The organism is Agromyces sp. NPDC056965, from assembly GCF_042673425.1.
Taxonomy (GTDB): Bacteria; Actinomycetota; Actinomycetes; order Actinomycetales; family Microbacteriaceae; genus Agromyces.
Genome location: NZ_JBHURI010000008.1, coordinates 56,074 through 72,025, shown reverse-complemented (window position 1 = coordinate 72,025; position 15,952 = coordinate 56,074). Strand labels below are relative to the sequence as shown.

Sequence of the window (15,952 nt, the reverse complement as noted above, 5' to 3'; positions counted from 1 at the left end):
GGGCGGCATCCGACCCGGAGCTTCTCAGTCGTTACTTGCTGATCGCGGCCTGCACGTCGGCGGCAAGCTTCTGCCACGTCGTGACCGGGTCGGCACCGTTGATGATGTCGGCCTCGGCGATGCCCCAGTACTGCCACACGGCACCCATCGCGGGGATCGCGGGCATCGGCACGGCCTCGGCGCCGACGGCGGCGAAGCCGGCGACGATCGGGTCGCTCGACGCGGTCTCAGCGGCGGCCGAGAGTGCGGGGAGCACGTTGCCGGCCTTGAAGAGCTCGAGCTGGACGTCTTCGGTGCCGATGTAGTTCACGAGGAAGTCGTTCGCGGCGACCTTGTTCTTCGACTCGGAGGAGACGAAGAAGCCCTTGACGCCGGCGAACGGCGAAGCGACCTCGGCGGTCGGGCTCGGCACGGTGTCGATCGCGACGTTGATGCCGGCGTCGGTCGCGGCGCCGACGTTCCACGGGCCGGTCAGCCAGAAGGCCGCGGTGCCGTCGATGAACGCCTGCTTGGCGATGTCGCCGTCGATGTCGGTGTTGAAGACGCCGGTGCCGTTCTTGCCCTGGCTGCCGAGCCACGTGGCGAACTGCTCGCCGCCCGCGTTGCCGATCTGCAGGTCGGTGGGGTCGTAGCCCTCGTCGTTGCTGCCGAAGACGGGAGCGCCGAACGCGGTCTGGAACGGGTACAGGTGGTAGGGGTTGCCCTCGGCGCCCTGCTCCACGACGAACGGCTGCGTGAGGCCGGCGGCCTGGCCCTTGGCGATCATGTCGTCGAAGCTCGTGGCGGCCTCGGGAACGAGGTCGGCGTTGCGGAGCACCGCGATGTTCTCCACCGCGTAGGGAAGCATGTAGGTCGTGCCCTCGTAGGTCGACGCGTCGATCGCGACGGGCAGGTAGTCGGCGGCGGAGTCGCCGAGCTCGATGGGGGCGACGACGCCGTTGGTCGAGAGCTCGCCGAGCCAGTCGTGGGCGCCCATCGTGATGTCGGGGCCCTTGCCGGTCGGAACCTGCTGGATGAAGTCGTCCTTGATGTCGGCGTTGTCCTTGCCGACGAGCTCGACCTTGACGCCCTTCTCCTCGGAGTAGGCGTCGGCCGCGGCCTGCAGCGCGTCGACGCGCTCGGCGTCGACCCAGACGGTCAGCGTGCCACTCGACGAGGCCTCGCCTTCGGAGCCGCTGTCGCCGCCTGCGCAGCTCGCGAGGCCGAGGGTCGCGATGACTGCGACGGCTCCGGCGGCGAGCAGGCTCTTCTTGTTCACCCTCATTGGTGTGCCCTTCTCAGTGTGCGTGAGATCGGCGCCTTCGCCAGGATGAGTCTCCCCGTTCCGCTGCGAAACGGGGCACCGCGCCCGAAAGGCCGTTCTTCCGTATGTGGAGTGCTCGCTTGGTGCAAGCGATTACAGGTATACCTTGCCTCGAGCCCTTTACCAAACCGGGCAGCGCGCATTGATACCGGTTTGTAACCATCGCGTGACGAGTGCAAACTGCAAGCGTTTCCATCATGTATCGGGATGACGTACAGTTTCCGCATGACTTCCGAATGGTGGCGCACCGCCGCGATCTACCAGATCTACCCCCGGTCGTTCGCCGACGCGAACGGCGACGGCATGGGCGACCTCGCCGGCATCACGGCACGCCTCGGCTCGCTGCAGGAGCTCGGCATCGACGCGATCTGGCTCTCCCCCTTCTACACCTCGCCGCAACGCGACGCCGGCTACGACGTCGCCGACTACTGCGACGTCGACCCGCTCTTCGGCACCCTCGCCGACTTCGACGCGATGATCGCCGAGGCGCACGCCCGCGGCATCCGCGTCATCGTCGACCTCGTGCCGAACCACTCCTCCGACGCGCACGAGTGGTTCCAGGCCGCCCTCGCCGCCGCCCCCGGCAGCGCCGAGCGCGCCCGCTACCTCTTCCGCGACGGCCGCGGCGAGGGCGGCACCGAGGCGCCCAACAACTGGGAGTCGGTCTTCGGCGGCCCGGCCTGGACGCGCATCGTCGAGGCCGACGGCACGCCCGGCCAGTGGTACCTGCACCTCTTCGACAGCTCGCAGCCCGACTTCGACTGGACCAACGACGAGGTGCGCGAGGAGTTCCGGCGCATCCTGCGGTTCTGGCTCGACCGCGGCGTCGACGGATTCCGCGTCGACGTCGCCCACGGCATGATCAAGGCCGAGGGCCTGCCCGACTTCACTCCCCCGGCCGAGGGCGGCAGCATGGGCGGCGCCGCCGGCGTCACCCCCGCGGCATCCGGTGTGCCCCTCGAACCCGAGATCTCCGTCGAAGCCGGCGACAGTGCGCCGTACTGGGGCCAGGACGGCGTGCACGAGATCTACCGCGACTGGCGGAAGCTCCTCGACGAGTACCCCGACGACCGCGTGCTCGCGGCCGAGGCATGGGTCGACCCGCTGCCCCGCCTCGCGAACTGGGTGCGCCCCGACGAGATGCACCAGGCCTTCAACTTCGCCTACCTCGAGACGCCGTGGAACGCCGAGGCGCTGCGCCACGTCATCGACGACTCCCTCGCGGCGTTCGCCGCGGTCGGAGCACCCTCGACCTGGGTGCTCTCGAACCACGACGTCGTGCGCCACGCGACCCGGCTCTCGGTGACCGAGGCGAACCCGCAGGGCCACGGCCTCGGGCCGCGCTCGAAGGGACTGCCCGAGTACGCGCCCGGCCTGCGCCGCGCCCGCGCCGCGACGGCGCTCATGCTCGCACTGCCCGGCTCGGTCTACCTGTACCAGGGCGAGGAATTGGGCCTGCCCGAGGTCATCGACGTGCCCGACGAGGCCCGCCAGGACCCGACGTGGTTCCGCACGAACGGCGAGCGGTACGGGCGCGACGGATGCCGCGTGCCCCTCCCCTGGGAATCGACGGCGCCCTCGTACGGCTTCGGCCCGTCGGATGCCTCATGGCTCCCGCAGCCCGCGCAGTGGGCGGAGCTCGCGCGCGACGTGCAGCAGGGCGACCCCGCCTCGACGCTCTCGCTCTATCGGGAGGCACTCGCCCGGCGGCGCGAGCACGACCTCGGCGCCGGCACGCTCGAGTGGCTGCCGGGCTACCCCGAGTCGGTCATCGCGTTCCGCAACGGCGATGTCGTCGTGGTCGCCAATGCCGGGGACGCCCCGGTCGAGCTGCCCGAGGGCGACGTGCTGCTCTCGAGCGAACCGATCGACGGGCGCGCGCTTCCCGCCGACACGACGGTCTGGCTCACTGCCTGACGCGTCTCGCCGCAAACGCTGAACCGCGCTGCGCGGCCGGGGACCGCCCCGGCCGCGCAGGAGCGGTCTACGCCTCGAAGTAGCGGTCCCAGTGCAGGCGGCAGCGCGGGTTGAACTCCGCGTCGCAGGCCGGGCACGCCTCGACGGCGCGGTACTCGGTCACCGAGAGCTCGGTGCCGCAGGCGCCGCACAGGATGCCGGGCGCGTCCCATTCGGCGCGCCGCCGAACGACGACCGGGTGCGACTCGGCCTCGTCATGGCAGGCGTGGCAGGGGTAGTAGCGATCGCAGCACGCGAATCGGATGGCGATGATGTCGACGGCCGTCGCGTAGTGCACGCAACGGGTCTCGTCGTCGACCGTGCGGCCGTAGACGTGCGGTCGCACGTCAGTTGGTGTTGGCGTACAGCCAGTCGAGTGGATCGACCTTGGTGCCGCTCATGCCGCCGAGACGGATCTCGAAGTGCAGGTGCGGGCCGGTCGACATGCCGGTGTTGCCGGTCTTGCCGATCACGTCGCCGACCTTGACCGTGTCGCCGGTCTCGAAGCGACGCGAGCCGCTCACCATGTGCGCGTAGACGCTCGTGACGACCTCGCCGTCGATCACGTGGTCGATCATCATGACCACACCGAGGGACCCGCCGGAGTCGGTCGAGTTCGCGACGACGCCGTCGGCGATCGCCTGGATCTCGGCGCCGAGGCCGGGGTTGAAGTCCTGACCGCCGTGGTCGCTCGAGCAGCCGGCGCAGTCGCGGTATCCGAACCGGTCGCCGACGTGCACGCCGACGGCGAACGGCCACTGGATAGTGCCCGACGGGTTGTTCGTGAACGACGCCTCGGGGCGGATGCCGGCGGCTCGGGCGTACTCCTCGATGGTCTGCGTCTCGTAGCCCTCTTGCTGCACGGTCTGCGCGAGCGTGCCACCGGTGATCTCGACCTGCTGGCCGGGCTCGGTGCCGACCGTGGCCCGTTCGAGCGCCATGGCCTGCACGTCGGCGGGCGACAGGAGCGAGAGCGAGGGCACGGAGGTCGTGACCGCCAGCAGTGCCGCGAAGCTCATCGCCGCGAAGCCGCTCGACATGCGGGCGACTCGCCCGACGCGCTTCACGCGGCGCTTGGCTGGTGCCGTGGGCGAACCCGGCGTCGGGGCAGCGACGGATGCCTCGCGCCCCGTGGAGCGCCGCGCGCCGGCCGAGTCCGCACCCGCGGAACGGCGAGGCCGCTGCTCGGCCGCTGCGTTGCCGTTCGACGGCTGCCAGACCGCCGTCGGCGCGAACTGCTCCGCCGACTGCGGGTCGGAGGCGGGCACCGGCGCGAGGTCGGGGACGCGGGTCATCGCAGAGGCGGCGATCACGGCGGCGAAGTCGTCGGTGGCAGCAGCACTCGCCTCGGGCGGCGCGACCGGCACTGCCCGCGGCTGGACGGGAGCGGCGGATCGCGCGGTGCCGCCCTTCTTCGCCGCCTTCTCGGCCTTGCGCTCGGCGCGGGAGGGGCGAGGCGAACGAGCGGATGCCTCCGCGCGGCGGCCGCCGTGCTCCTGCGCCTCGGGCTCGTCTCCGAGCCCGGCGAAGAGCGCGTCGAAACCGGCACCCGACTCGGAGCCCGCATCGATGCCGGTCGGCGACACGGCGAAGGCCGAGGTCCTGTCGACCGAGTGGTCGACCGGCTCGGCCTGTGGGGTCGGAGCGGGGGCTGCGACAAGAGCGGGTGCTGCAGGTGCTGCGGGAAGAGCGGGTGCTGCAGGTGTTGCGAGAAGTGCGGGTGCTGCAGGTGTTGCGAGAAGTGCGGGTGCTGCGGGTGTCGCCGGAATCGCGGGAACGAGGGGTTCCGACGGAGGCGTGGACGAGATCGGATACGCGGTGGCCGATCGTCTCGGTCGCAATTCGCCCGAGGCCGGCGCGACGGGAGCCGGGGCGAAGGCCGGAGCCGAAGCGGCGGCCGAAGCGACGGGAGCCGGGGTGAAAGCCGGAGCCGGAGCGGCGGCCGGGGGGACGGGAGCCGGGGTGAACATCGGAGCCGCGGGAGACGCGGGGGCCGGCGCGGCCACCGGGGTGAACACGGCCTGCCACGAGGCATCCGCCGGCCGTTCGACCGGTGTCGACGTCGGCCCGCCCTGCTGCCCGAACGCCGCGGCACGCTGCGCTGCAGCACTCTCGGCCGACTCGCGCTCACGGAGTTCACGACGGGTCAGGGGTCGCTCGGGCCGCGAAAGGGCCTGGGTGCCTGGCGTGGAATCGTCGGGCACGAGGGGGGACTCGAGCACGTGGGGGGAAACTCTCGGCTTCGTGGAATCGGACAATGCTGGGAGGTGGGCATCACGACGAAGGTCGAGATAACAGGTTGGTAAAGACTAACCGTTCTCAGTCGCACACGCCATGTCGAACAGTGATTTCCGCCTGTCAGAAGGCTGCGAGTCCACGACTTCCGCGGCGATCGCGCGGCCCGGCCTCATGCGTCGACCCCGGCGTGTCGCAGCACATCCGCCAGCTCGTCGTACAGCGTCGGCGCCGCAGCGAGCACGAGTTCGAACGTGGCCGCCCCGCCGCCCGGGCCGCGGACGGTCGCGCCCGCCTCCCTCGCGATCAACGCGCCCGCGGCATGGTCCCACGGGTTCAACCCGCGCTCGTAGTACGCGTCGAGGCGCCCCGCGGCGACCGAACACAGGTCGAGGGCGGCCGAGCCGGAGCGGCGGATGTCCCGCGCGAGCGGCAGCAGCGCGAGCAGCACCTCGGCCTGCGCACGTCGCGCCTCGGACGAGTACGAGAATCCCGTGCCGACGAGCGCGTGGCTGAGCGGCACCTCCGTGTTCGCGTGCACTCGCGACCCGTCGAGCCACGCGCCACCGCCGGCGCGCGCCTCGAAGACCTCGCCGGTGCTCGGATTGACGACGACGGCCGCGAGCGCCGTCCACCGTGTCGGGTCGTCGGACCCCTCGACGACCGCGATGCTGATCGCCCAGGCCGGAATGCCGTAGAGGAAGTTCACGGTGCCGTCGATCGGGTCGACGACCCAGTTGACTCCGCTCGAGCCGATGCGCGCCTCGTCCTCCTCGCCGACGATGCCGTCGTCGGGTCGCGCCTCGAGCACGAGCCGGCGGATGAGGGCCTCGGTGTCGCGGTCGACCGCGGTGACGATGTCGATGGGCGACGACTTCGTCGCGGCGACGCTCACCCCACCGCGCCGCGCCTCGAGTGCGAACTCGGCCGCCTGCAGCGCGATGCGCCGTGCGAGGTCGAGCAGTGCAACGGATGCCTCTTCGCTCATGGGGACACGCTAGCGGGTGGGAGGGGCGCCGCGCCGGGGCATCCGCCCGCTTGAACCACGAAAGCCCCGGATGACCGGGGCTTCTCTGGTGGCGAGTGAGGGATTCGAACCCCCGAATGCTGAGCAGTCTGATTTACAGTCAGATCCCTTTGGCCGCTTGGGTAACTCGCCATCGCACCCGACCACGTTCTGCACACAACCGGGGGCCTGTCAATGGTACCCGTCGAGGGCCGGTGCGAGAAATCGACGGCCTACGACCGCCACCAGGGCATCTCGGCGGTGTCGTTCGGGTCGCGCGGCGGGCTCGTGTCGTAGCGATCGGGCTGCGGCGCCGGGTCGTAGCGCTGCGGCGCCGGCGCCGGTTCGAACTGCTCGCTGCGACCCATCTGCCGGGCGGGCCCGCGCAGGCCGGAGCGCTGGATGACGCGCTGGATCGTGGCGCCGCGCTCGTCGGGCGACCCGACGAACCGGATCTCGCGGAGCCCCTGGTCCTGTGCGGCCGACTCGAAGACGAAGTGGCCGTAGCCGAACACCCGACCGATGAGCGGCGTGTGCACCGAGATGTCGAGGATTCGGGAGATCGGCATGGTGGCGATGCGCTGCGACAGGATCCCGTGCACGCGGAACACGCGCATGTTCGTGATCACGAAGCGATCCATGCGCGCCTGCAGGATCCGCCAGAGGCCGTGCAGGAAGAGGAAGAGCGCGAGGAAGAGCGGAAACCAATACAGCTGCTGCGGCACCCACGCGAGGAGGATCAGCGCGGGAACGGACGCGGACATCTCGAGCGCGGCGCCGACGACCGCCGCCCAGTGCTTGCGCACCTCGTCGACGATCACCTCGCCCTCATCGGAGATGAGGTGGCGCTCGACGCGCGGATCGAATCCGAACACGCTCATGGCGTCATGAGGCGAGGGAGCTGAAGAACCTGCCGACGGCCTCGGTGGCCGAGACGACGGCGCCGAACGCACCCTGCACCACGTTCGCAGCGTCCTCCGGACGACTGATCATGTAGAACAAGGCGAAGATCACGACCAACGCAACGGCGATGCCCTTGAGCCACTTCACGGGTGCTTTCCCTTCGAGACGGCGACTGGGGCGGCCGCCACCCCCGTGAGCCGGCCCCGACACGTATTTCTATCCCACCCGCCGCGAGGAGACAACGCGCCACGCGGGGCGCGGGCGGTACGGACGAGTAGGATTTCCCTGACTCGGCGGGGCCGGGGATCGACTCGGCATGGCCGGGAATGAGGAACCATGGCCGGCATCGAAGAGGTCGCGAGACTCGCGGGAGTCTCCACCGCGACGGTGTCGCGCGCGCTCAGCGGCCGCGGCCACGTCTCCCCCGGCTCGAAGGCGAAGGTCGAGGAGGCCGCGGCGCGGCTCGGCTACGTCGTCTCCTCCAACGCCTCGAGTCTCGCATCGGGCCGCACCCGCAACATCGGCGTCGTCGTGCCGTTCCTGAACCGATGGTTCTTCTCCTCGGTGCTCGAGGGCGCCCAGCAGTCCCTCCTCCGCAGCGGCTACGACCTGACCCTCTACAACCTCTCCGGCGACGGGCACGAGCGCGCGAGCGTCTTCGAGCACTTCCTGCTGCGCCAGCGCGTCGACGCGGTCATCGCCGTCTCCCTCGAACTCACCGAACCCGAGGTCGCGCGCCTGCACGAACTCGGCAAGCCGCTCGTCGGCGTCGGCGGCCCCATCCCGGGGGTGCGCACCCTCACGATCGACGACGTCGCCGTCGCCCGGCTCGCGACCGAGCACCTCATCGGCCTCGGCCACACCCGCATCGCGCACATCGGCGGCGACCTCGAGTTCGACATGGACTTCCACCTGCCGACCAACCGCCGCATCGGCTACGAGGGCGCGCTCCGCGACGCCGGCATCGACGTCGACCCGCGTCTCTTCGCGCCGGCCGACTTCACGATCCGCGGCGGGTACCACGCCGCGAAGCAACTGCTCGGCGCACCGCACGGCCGGCCGACGGCGATCTTCGCCGCATCCGACGAGATGGCCATCGGGTCGATCCTCGCGGCCCGCGACCTCGGCCTCGTCGTCCCGCGCGACGTCTCGATCGCGGGTATCGACGACCACGACCTCTCCGACTTCTTCGGGCTCACGACCGTCGCGCAGTTCCCACGGGTGCAGGGCGAGATGGCGGTCGAGATCCTGATGGACGAGCTCGAGCCGAGCAGCGCGGATGCCGCGACGCCCGCGGCCACTCCCCTGCCGTACGAGTTGCGGGTGCGCTCGTCGACGGCCCGCCCGCCGGCCTGACAGGCCTCCCCCACGCGGCATCCGCTCGTCGATGCGGTGTCGACAGCCACGCGGCATCCGCTCGTCGATACACTGGCGGCATGGCAGATGCAACGTTCGACATCGTTTCCAAGGTCGACCAGATGGAGGCCGACAACGCCCTCCACCAGGCGCAGAAAGAGGTCGCGCAGCGCTACGACTTCAAGAACGTCGGTGCGTCGATCGAGCAGTCCGGCGAGAAGGTGCTGATCAAGGCCAACAGCGAGGAGCGCGCGAAGGCGATCCTCGAGGTCTACGAGGCCAAGCTCATCAAGCGCGGCATCTCGCTGCGCTCGCTCGACGCCGGGGAGCCGTTCCCGTCGGGCAAGGAGTTCCGCATCGAGACCACGATGAAGGCCGGCATCGACTCCGAGAACGCCAAGAAGATCAACAAGATCATCCGCGACGAGGCGCCGAAGAGCGTCAAGAGCCAGACGCAGGGCGACGAGGTGCGCGTCTCGTCGAAGAGCCGCGACGACCTGCAGGCGACGATGGCGCTGCTCAAGGGCAAGGACCTCGAGGTCGCGCTGCAGTTCGTCAACTTCCGCTAGCCCGCCGGCGCCGCGCCGGCGCCGCGCCGCCCACGATCCGCTGAGTCGTCTGCCGCTCAGCGGCGGTGCGGCGCGTAGCCGCGCAACCACTGGGTGATCGCGTCGTAGGCGGCCGCACGCACGGGCGCGCGCGACAGGAACACGTCGTGCAGCGCACCGTCGATGCGCGCCACCGCGCCGATCTGGCTGAGGCGGAGCGTGCGCTCGGCGACCTCGTCGACCACGAGCACGATGTCGCTCGACGCCATCGCCGGGTCCCAGCGGGCCTGCAGGGTCGACCGCTTCGACAGCAGCGTGAGCACCGGGGCGCCCACGTCGATGCGGGCCGCGACGGTGGCGTGCCCGGCGAGCACCGCGTTCAGCCAGGCCGGATGCACCGTGAACCCGCGATCCGGTCGCCACGCGTGGTCGTACTCCCACTCGCCGTCGAGCTCCTTCGAGACCGTGCGCGTGTAGAAGCCCAGGTCGACGTTCGGCAGCGGCGCGAGCGGGTTCACCTTCGCCCCCCACCCGATGACCGGCGCGAGCGCCTCACGGCCCACCTTGCTCGCCTGGAACTCGAGCCACGGACTGTTGAGCACGAGCGCGGCGGCGCGACCTCGGTGTCGCGCGGCCCAGAGGCTGAGCGTGAGCCCGCCCGTCGAGTGCCCGAGCAGGATCAGCGGCCTCCCGTTGCTGCCCCTCGATGCGGCATCCCCGCCGTCCGACCCGTCGGGCGCGCCGTGGCCCATCGCGGCGAGCGCGGCGGCGATGTCGGCGTCGTAGTCGGCGAGGTCGGTGATGAACCCGGGCGTCTGGCCGGGGCGGAGGCTGCGTCCGTACTTGCGCAGGTCGAGCGCGAAGAACCGCGCGCCGGCGTTCGACCAGTACTCGGCGAGGCCGGGGTTGAAGAAGTAGTCGCTCCAGCCGTGCACGTAGAGCACGTCGGCCCCGGATGCCGCGCCTCGCCCCAATCGCAGGCGCCACGGCGGCCGGTGCCGCACGAGGGTGGCCACGACCTCACCCTCGTTGTCGGTGCCGAGCGGGAGGGTGAGCTGTTCGAATCCGGCACCGAGCACGTCGGGTCGCCACTGTTCGCGCTCCCCTTCGGCCACGACACCTCCCCCCAGCGTCCTGCGACGAGCCTATCGAGGCCGGGGCGCATCTCGTGTCAGCTGAACGCGTCGATGATGCCGATGACCGCCGGCGTCATCACGATGATGAAGAGGACGGGCAGCAGGCAGAAGACGAGCGGGAAGAGGATCTTCACCGGCACCTTCATCGCCTGCTCCTCGGCACGCTGTCGTCGCTTCAGGCGCATCTCACCGGCCTGGACGCGGAGGACGTCGCCGATCGCGATGCCGTACGCGTCGGCCTGGATGATGGCGCGGATGAATCGCTGCAGGTCTTCGACGTTCGTGCGACGCTCCAACTCGGTGAACGAGTCTCGGCGCGTCCGTCCAATGCTCATGTCCTGCAGCACGCGGATGAGCTCCTCGGCGAGCGGGCCCTTTCCGCCGCGCGCGGCCTTGGCCATCGCGGCGTCGAAGCCGAGACCCGCTTCGACGGCGATCGTCATCTGGTCGAGCGTGTCCGGGAGCGCGATCTTGATCGCCTCCTGTCGGTCGTGCGCCCGGCTGTTGATGCGGACGTCGGGGAGGAAGAAGCAGAGGACCGTCACGAAGCCGGCGAGCAGCAGCTTGAGCGGATTGGGGCCGCCGGTGGCGAAGATCACGAACGTCCCAGCGAGCGCACCGAGTGCGCCGAGCACGAGCTTCCGCGTGACGATGCCGCCGACCGTCGAGCCGATCGGGCGCCCGGCGAGCACGATCTGTCGATCGAGCCATCCGGCGTATCCCGTCGGAATGGCGGACACGAGCGACCGACCGAGCGACGACTGCTGCACCGCCCCGAGCGACGGGTGGACCTCCACCTTCGCCGCGGCCGCTTCGCCAGCGGGCCTGCGCGCCGGGAACAGCGAGAACACGAACCAGCCGAGGCCGACCGCGACGAGGCCGACGGCCAGGTACACGAGCCACGTTCCATTTGCCATCAGGTTCGACATCAGAACTTCACCTTCACCGTCATCGACATCCAGATCGAACCCACGACCAGGAGGACTCCACCGATGACGAGCGCCAGGATGCCGATGAAGTTCTCGACGAACGGAACGAGGTATCCCGGCTTCGTGATCAGGAGGAAGAGCCCGACGCAGATCGGCAGGGCGATCAGGATGATCCCCGAGAGACGGCCTTCGGCGCTCAGCGCCTTCACCTGCCGTCGGATCTGGTTGCGCTCCCGGATGGTCTTGCCGACCTGGTCGAGGACCTCGGCGAGGTTGCCGCCGGTCTCGGCGTTGACGGCGATGGCCTGCGCGACCCAGTCGAAGTCGTCGCTCTTCATGCGCTCCGCGGTCGTGATGAGCGCCGAGGGAAGGTCCCGGCCGAGCCTCGTCTCGTTGACGACCCGGCCGAGCTCCTCGCGCATCGGCGACTCGGCGTCGTTGGCGACGCCGGCGAGGGCGCGCGACAGCCCATGGCCGGCTCGAAGGCCGCCCGCGATCAGTTGCACCGTGTCGTCGATCTGGTCGGCGAACCTGGCCTGCCGGCGCGACGTGCGCACGTTCAGCATCACCTTCGCCCCGATCGGGGCGAGGAGCACGAGCACGAGCGCGAGGAGGAATCCGGAACCGCTCGCGAGGCCGATGAGCACGCCGATCAGTGCGAGCACGCTCGCCGCGCATGCGACCAGGACGATGAACCCCGACGGCTCGGTCTTGATGCCGGCCATCTCGAGCTGCTCGGGGCCGAACCAGCGGCGCACCTGCTTCGAGACGGTTCGCTCGATGACCGCGGTCGTGCGCCCGGTGGCCTTCGTGAGCGTCGAGATCTCCTCGACGCCGGGCGCGGTGCGGCGATCCTTCGCGACGCGGGGCTTGGGTGTCGTGACCACGAAGAAGATCACGACGAGCAGCGCGAGCAGGCTCAGCGCGAAGCCCGCGACCAGGATGACGGGGCTCATCGCAACTCGCCGATCAGCTCGGGGAAGTGCGGCTGGAAGAGCGAGACCTGGAGCAGGATGCCATGGTCGGCGATGCGCTCCGCGAACCGCGGCCGCACGCCCGTGGGCTCGAGGCGGCCCTGCAGCCGGCCCTGCTCGTCGAACCCCCCGGTGTAGTCGAAGCTGAAGGCGTCCTGCATCGTGACGACGTCGCCCTCCATGCCCTGCACCTCGGTGATGTGCGTCACGCGGCGCACGCCGTCCTTGTGGCGGGTGATCTGGACGATGACGTCGATCGCGGATGAGATCTGCTCGCGGATGGCACGCAGCGGAAGGTCCATGCCCGCCATGAGCACCAGGGTCTCCAGACGGGACACCGCGTCTCGTGGGGTGTTGGCGTGGATCGTGGAGATCGAGCCCTCATGACCGGTGTTCATCGCCTGCAGCATGTCGAGGGACTCGGCGCCGCGGACCTCGCCGACGACGATGCGGTCCGGACGCATGCGGAGCGAGTTCCGCACCAGGTCGCGAATGCTGATCTCGCCACGGCCCTCGATGTTCGGGGGCCTGGACTCGAGCCGGACGACGTGGTCCTGTTGCAGCTGGAGCTCGACGGCATCCTCGATCGTGATGATCCGCTCATCCCTCGGGATGAATCCGGAGAGGACGTTCAGCATCGTGGTCTTGCCGGTGCCGGTACCGCCCGAGACGAGGATGTTCAGCTTGGCCCGCACCGCGGCATCGAGCACGGTCGCCGCCTCGGGCGTCAGCGTGCCGAACCCGACGAGGTCCTCCACCGTGTAGGGCGTCCGCGCGAACTTCCGGATCGTGAGCGACGAGCCGTCCACCGCGAGCGGCGGGATGATGGCATTGACTCGGGACCCGTCCTCGAGCCGGGCGTCGACCAGCGGCGACGACTCGTCGACGCGACGCCCGATGCGGGCCACGATCCGCTCGATCACCCGGCGAAGCTGGGCCTCGCTCGTGAACCGGTGGGGCGTCTCGACCAGGCGGCCGCTGCGCTCGACGTACACCTGGTCGTATCGGTTGACCATGACCTCGGTCACGGACTCGTCGACGAGGAGCGCCTCGAGCGGACCGTAGCCGAGCACGTCCGACCCGATCTCGTCGATGAGCCGGTTCCGTTCGACCGTCGAGAGCGCGATCTGCTCGGCCGCGACGATCTCGGCCAGTTCCGCGCGTGCGAGCGCGTGGAGCTGTTCCTCGGTCAGCGACGGGTCGTTCATGCGAACGCCGATTCGCTCGAAGAGCTCTCCCGCCGCCTTCTCCTTCACACCGGCGAGGGGGTCGACGGCGGTGGCCTCCCGAACTGCCGACTCCGGCGCCGGCGTCGAGGCGATCGGCTGCGTCGCCTCCGGGACCGACGGCGGCACGACGGACGCGCCCTCCGCCGGCACCGCGGGGCCGCCCTGCGGCGACGTCGGAACGTCGGCGTCAGCGGGCGGGGAACCCGGAACGTGCGCCGACGGGGTCGTCCGGCGAGCTTCGGGAACCGGCGCGCCATCCTGCGTGCGGGTGGAGTTGATGCGATCAGACAGGTTCATTGATTCGCCGCCTTCTTTGGATCTTGCTTCGCTTCGGGTATGCGTCGGGGGCGATGCGAAGCACGAGCGAGCGGATCGCCTTCGCAGCAGGGTCCCGAACGTCGTCGTGGATCAGCGGGATTCCCCGATTCGCGGCCAAGAGGACTGCCGAGGATCGGGGGATCTCGACATCGATCGGGGCTCCGATGATCTTCTCCACGTCTCCGGTTGTCAGCCCGCTCATCCGATCGGAGAAGTTCAGCACGACGTGCCGGTTCGAGGGCATCAGGCCGATCCGGGTCAGGACGGAGAACTCGGTGCGCATCGCACGAAGGCTCGCCACACCCATGTTCGTCACGAAGACCGCGTCGGTGGAGTGCTCGATGGTCGCCAGCGTGTGCTCGCCGAGTCCCGGCGTCGTGTCGATGACGACGTACTGGAACAGGGATCGGAGTCGCTCGATCAACGCGGCCAGCGCTGCCGGCTGCACGTCGTCGGCGAGCTCCGGCGACGGAACGCTCGCCACGACGAAGAATCCGTCGGGGTGATGCGTCAGGGTCGTCTTGAGCACGAGCTCGTCCGCATCGGCCAGGACCGCATCGACGATCGTCCGCTCCGGCTGCAACGCCAGGACGGCGGTGATGTCCCCGAACTGGAGGTCGGCATCGATGAGGACGACCGAGTTCGGGGCGATCTCGGCGAGCCCTGAGGCTAGGTTGATCGAGAGCGTGGTCTTCCCCTGGCCTCCCTTGGGCGCGACGACCGCGATGGCCTCGCTGCGCGCGCCGGGTTCGAGGGGCGGGAACGCCCACTCCTCGATCGGCTCCGCCTCGACAGGCTCGGACAGGGCGGCGGCGTCCTCAGCGGCCAGCCGGTCCTCGAGGTCGCCGAGCTCCACGACGCCCTCGCTCGCCGCGAAGGGCTGGACGGGTTCGGTCGCGGGCTCGAAATCCGACGCGGCGGCGACGCCTCGACCGATGAGCCACGTGGTGAGCCGATCGATGAGTTCGAGTGTCGTCTCGTCGGAGGACGCCGGACTCAGCACCGCCTGCAGGGCCAGTGCATCGACCCAGTCCTCGAGATCCGACCGCTGCTCGCGCACGACGATGAGGCCGATGCCCGGATAGCGCTCCTGCAGGCCGAAGACGAGTTCCCTCGTCTCCTCGTAGTTGAGGACAGGGCCGAGCAGGGCGATCCGCGGGAGCGAGGTCACCTGCTTCAGGACGGCATCCGCGCCGAAGGTGAGGAACTCGCCGGCGACGACGTGCAGTCGCGCACCGAGGAGGCCCCGGAGTCGAGTCTCGTACTCCGTCGAGCGGCTGACCAGCAGAAAGGGGATCATTGCCAGGCGTTCATTCCGTCGACGCGCGACGAGCCGCTCGTGTCGGTCTTCTCGTTCTCGAGCGTCAGCCACATCTGGGCCCACCCGGCGGACTCGCCCTCGCTGAACCAGACCCAGCGTGCGACGTCGTGCGTCGAGAGCGCGATCGTCAGCATGAGGCTCGACGAGGCATCCTGGTCGACCTCTTCCCCGGTCTCGGGGTCCGGCACGGCGACGCCCTGCACCTTCGTCACGAGGACCCCGTGGAAGGCGAACTCGGACCACGGGTTGATCACGTCCTCCTGGTCGCCGACCTCGTCGGGGTCGACCGTTCCGACGAGGCCGATGTGGTCGCCGGGGCGGATCTGGCCGCCGACGACGCGGTCGGCCGGGAGGGTGAAGGACACCTGCTGCATGCCCTCCGGCACGGGCACGTCGCCCTGGGCGGCGAGTTCGGCGGGGTCGGCGAACCGGGCGACGAGCAGTTGCTCGCCCGGCAGGATCTGTGACGATGCGACGAGGCCCTCCAGTTCCGCGAGGTCGGAGACGTTGTCACCGGCGAGGTTCCGCTGCAGCACGGTGTCCACGCGGATGTACTCGGAGACGTCCTCGCCCGCGGTGCCGGCCGGGATCGCCTCGTCGACGACGTAGACCTTGGTGAGCTCGGCGCCGGCCGAAGCACGGGCATCGGACGCGGAGACGTAGGAGATGAGGAAGAACGCGCCGACGACGGCGATGACGAGAGCGGCGATTGCGCCGATGATTCGGGTCTTCATTTCA

15 protein-coding genes and 1 tRNA gene are annotated in these 15,952 nt (G+C 70.0%); 3 read left to right on the top strand and 13 right to left on the bottom strand.

The genetic code is table 11. The annotated features are described in order from the left end of the window. Positions 1-31: 31 nt before the first annotated feature. Complete coding sequence (locus ACFTQE_RS03710; RefSeq protein ID WP_376923787.1) at positions 32-1,264, bottom strand: extracellular solute-binding protein; 1,233 nt, start codon at positions 1,262-1,264, stop codon at positions 32-34. Between the two features lie 264 nt (positions 1,265-1,528). Between ACFTQE_RS03710 and ACFTQE_RS03705 the strand changes: the two genes are divergently transcribed. After that, on the top strand, positions 1,529-3,220 hold the full coding sequence (locus ACFTQE_RS03705) for a glycoside hydrolase family 13 protein (protein ID WP_376923786.1): 1,692 nt from the start codon (positions 1,529-1,531) through the stop codon (positions 3,218-3,220). A gap of 67 nt (positions 3,221-3,287) precedes the next feature. Here the strand turns inward: ACFTQE_RS03705 and ACFTQE_RS03700 are convergent, their stop codons facing one another. From ACFTQE_RS03700 to ACFTQE_RS03675, 6 genes are all read right to left on the bottom strand, one after another. Then, positions 3,288-3,605, bottom strand: a complete 318-nt coding sequence (locus ACFTQE_RS03700; protein WP_376923785.1) for a CHY zinc finger protein — start codon at positions 3,603-3,605, stop codon at positions 3,288-3,290. A gap of 1 nt (position 3,606) precedes the next feature. Further along, complete coding sequence (locus ACFTQE_RS03695; protein WP_376923784.1) at positions 3,607-4,845, bottom strand: peptidoglycan DD-metalloendopeptidase family protein; 1,239 nt, start codon at positions 4,843-4,845, stop codon at positions 3,607-3,609. An 821-nt stretch (positions 4,846-5,666) separates the two neighbouring features. After that, positions 5,667-6,482, bottom strand: a complete 816-nt coding sequence (locus ACFTQE_RS03690) for an inositol monophosphatase family protein (RefSeq protein ID WP_376923783.1) — start codon at positions 6,480-6,482, stop codon at positions 5,667-5,669. 86 nt (positions 6,483-6,568) lie between these two features. Next, positions 6,569-6,653: transfer RNA gene (locus tag ACFTQE_RS03685), tRNA-Tyr, on the bottom strand. A gap of 80 nt (positions 6,654-6,733) precedes the next feature. Next, positions 6,734-7,381 carry a PH domain-containing protein gene (locus tag ACFTQE_RS03680; protein ID WP_376923782.1) on the bottom strand — a complete coding sequence of 216 codons (648 nt, stop codon included), beginning with the start codon at positions 7,379-7,381 and terminating at the stop codon, positions 6,734-6,736. Between the two features lie 4 nt (positions 7,382-7,385). Next, positions 7,386-7,550: a hypothetical protein gene (locus ACFTQE_RS03675; protein ID WP_165877421.1), complete on the bottom strand. Its 165-nt coding sequence runs from the start codon at positions 7,548-7,550 to the stop codon at positions 7,386-7,388. A gap of 189 nt (positions 7,551-7,739) precedes the next feature. On the opposite strand from ACFTQE_RS03675, the gene ACFTQE_RS03670 reads away from it, so the two are divergent. Beyond that, a complete protein-coding gene (locus ACFTQE_RS03670) occupies positions 7,740-8,759 on the top strand; it encodes a LacI family DNA-binding transcriptional regulator (RefSeq protein WP_375837740.1) in 1,020 nt (339 codons plus the stop codon). An 80-nt stretch (positions 8,760-8,839) separates the two neighbouring features. Further along, a complete protein-coding gene (locus ACFTQE_RS03665) occupies positions 8,840-9,328 on the top strand; it encodes a YajQ family cyclic di-GMP-binding protein (protein ID WP_022891219.1) in 489 nt (162 codons plus the stop codon). Between the two features lie 56 nt (positions 9,329-9,384). On the opposite strand, the gene ACFTQE_RS03660 is transcribed toward ACFTQE_RS03665, so the two are convergent. From ACFTQE_RS03660 to ACFTQE_RS03635, 6 genes are read right to left on the bottom strand one after another with little or no spacing between them, the layout of a single operon-like run. Beyond that, positions 9,385-10,422: an alpha/beta hydrolase gene (locus ACFTQE_RS03660; RefSeq protein WP_376923781.1), complete on the bottom strand. Its 1,038-nt coding sequence runs from the start codon at positions 10,420-10,422 to the stop codon at positions 9,385-9,387. 56 nt (positions 10,423-10,478) lie between these two features. Further along, positions 10,479-11,360, bottom strand: a complete 882-nt coding sequence (locus tag ACFTQE_RS03655) for a type II secretion system F family protein (RefSeq protein WP_376923780.1) — start codon at positions 11,358-11,360, stop codon at positions 10,479-10,481. Positions 11,361-11,371: 11 nt separating this feature from the next. Next, a complete protein-coding gene (locus ACFTQE_RS03650) occupies positions 11,372-12,328 on the bottom strand; it encodes a type II secretion system F family protein (protein ID WP_376923779.1) in 957 nt (318 codons plus the stop codon). After that, on the bottom strand, positions 12,325-13,872 hold the full coding sequence (locus ACFTQE_RS03645) for an ATPase, T2SS/T4P/T4SS family (RefSeq protein WP_376923778.1): 1,548 nt from the start codon (positions 13,870-13,872) through the stop codon (positions 12,325-12,327). Before ACFTQE_RS03645 ends, ACFTQE_RS03650 begins: the two co-directional genes overlap by 4 nt. Beyond that, positions 13,859-15,193: a CpaE family protein gene (locus ACFTQE_RS03640; protein WP_376923777.1), complete on the bottom strand. Its 1,335-nt coding sequence runs from the start codon at positions 15,191-15,193 to the stop codon at positions 13,859-13,861. Before ACFTQE_RS03640 ends, ACFTQE_RS03645 begins: the two co-directional genes overlap by 14 nt. After that, positions 15,190-15,948, bottom strand: a complete 759-nt coding sequence (locus ACFTQE_RS03635) for a Flp pilus assembly protein CpaB (RefSeq protein ID WP_376923776.1) — start codon at positions 15,946-15,948, stop codon at positions 15,190-15,192. The genes ACFTQE_RS03640 and ACFTQE_RS03635 overlap by 4 nt, the downstream gene beginning before the upstream one ends. Between the last annotated feature and the right edge of the window lie 4 nt (positions 15,949-15,952).

Bases quoted from the DNA above. Each gene is read 5' to 3' on its own strand.
- ACFTQE_RS03665 (WP_022891219.1), top strand. From the start codon at position 8,840: ATGGCAGATGCAACGTTCGACATCGTTTCCAAGGTCGACCAGATGGAG.
- ACFTQE_RS03640 (WP_376923777.1), bottom strand. From the start codon at position 15,193: ATGATCCCCTTTCTGCTGGTCAGCCGCTCGACGGAGTACGAGACTCGA.
- ACFTQE_RS03645 (WP_376923778.1), bottom strand. From the start codon at position 13,872: ATGAACCTGTCTGATCGCATCAACTCCACCCGCACGCAGGATGGCGCG.
- ACFTQE_RS03655 (WP_376923780.1), bottom strand. From the start codon at position 11,360: ATGGCAAATGGAACGTGGCTCGTGTACCTGGCCGTCGGCCTCGTCGCG.
- ACFTQE_RS03670 (WP_375837740.1), top strand. From the start codon at position 7,740: ATGGCCGGCATCGAAGAGGTCGCGAGACTCGCGGGAGTCTCCACCGCG.
- ACFTQE_RS03635 (WP_376923776.1), bottom strand. From the start codon at position 15,948: ATGAAGACCCGAATCATCGGCGCAATCGCCGCTCTCGTCATCGCCGTC.
- ACFTQE_RS03680 (WP_376923782.1), bottom strand. From the start codon at position 7,381: ATGAGCGTGTTCGGATTCGATCCGCGCGTCGAGCGCCACCTCATCTCC.
- ACFTQE_RS03710 (WP_376923787.1), bottom strand. From the start codon at position 1,264: ATGAGGGTGAACAAGAAGAGCCTGCTCGCCGCCGGAGCCGTCGCAGTC.
- ACFTQE_RS03705 (WP_376923786.1), top strand. From the start codon at position 1,529: ATGACTTCCGAATGGTGGCGCACCGCCGCGATCTACCAGATCTACCCC.
- ACFTQE_RS03650 (WP_376923779.1), bottom strand. From the start codon at position 12,328: ATGAGCCCCGTCATCCTGGTCGCGGGCTTCGCGCTGAGCCTGCTCGCG.
- ACFTQE_RS03690 (WP_376923783.1), bottom strand. From the start codon at position 6,482: ATGAGCGAAGAGGCATCCGTTGCACTGCTCGACCTCGCACGGCGCATC.